The organism is Cyanobium sp. NIVA-CYA 375 (assembly GCF_056108345.1).
On record NZ_JBSYHW010000373.1, the window covers coordinates 1 to 621 of the forward strand.

Below are 621 nucleotides of genomic sequence, written 5' to 3' on the forward strand. Positions count from 1 at the left end.
CACCACTGGCGTCGGTGGCGTAGGTCGTCTGAGCGATCGCCACGCCCAGTGAGTCGGAGTAAAGGCTCACCTGGGCGTAGGCGCAGCCTTCCGCTTGCGGTTGAATCTCGCTGCGCCAGAGTCGGTTTCGGCGATCGAACCCCTCAGGGTCTTGCCGTCACAGACCAGGGTGTCCAGCTCAGCGACGCCCGGCTGGGCCGTCATCCAGCCGCGCAGCAGGCTCTCAAAGCCAGCCACGTCCAGCTGGGCCAGCAGCAGCCTGAATGTGGAATCCGATGGCGACTTGCCGAAATCGGTGCCCAGCAGCTCGTTGAGCGTCTGCCGGTGGCGTTTGGCAAATCGCTCCATTCCCACCAGCGAACCCTGGCCGCTCAGGATCGCGAGGATCGCCACCAAGAGCATCCACCACTGGGGAAAGCGAATGCCGCGGCGCATCCGGCAGTCCGGAAGGGCCTACTCCTCCGGAGAAGCCTGCGGCTAGAGGAAACTGATCAGATCGCTTGCAGCGACTGGGGTGGTGGTGAGCTGGGAGGCCAAGGGGCAGGGGCGGTTCCCGCGCAGATCACCGTAGGCGCAGCGCCAAAGCAAGGGCTATTGGGGAAGACTTCTAATAGGCCCTGG

At 64.6% G+C, this 621-nt stretch carries 1 pseudogene; it reads right to left on the reverse strand.

Features of this window, described 5'->3' with window-relative positions:
* Positions 1-66 precede the first annotated feature (66 nt).
* Positions 67-438: pseudogene (locus tag AC01FP_RS18655) on the reverse strand (transposase family protein); the annotation flags it as partial.
* Positions 439-621: the final 183 nt, after the last annotated feature.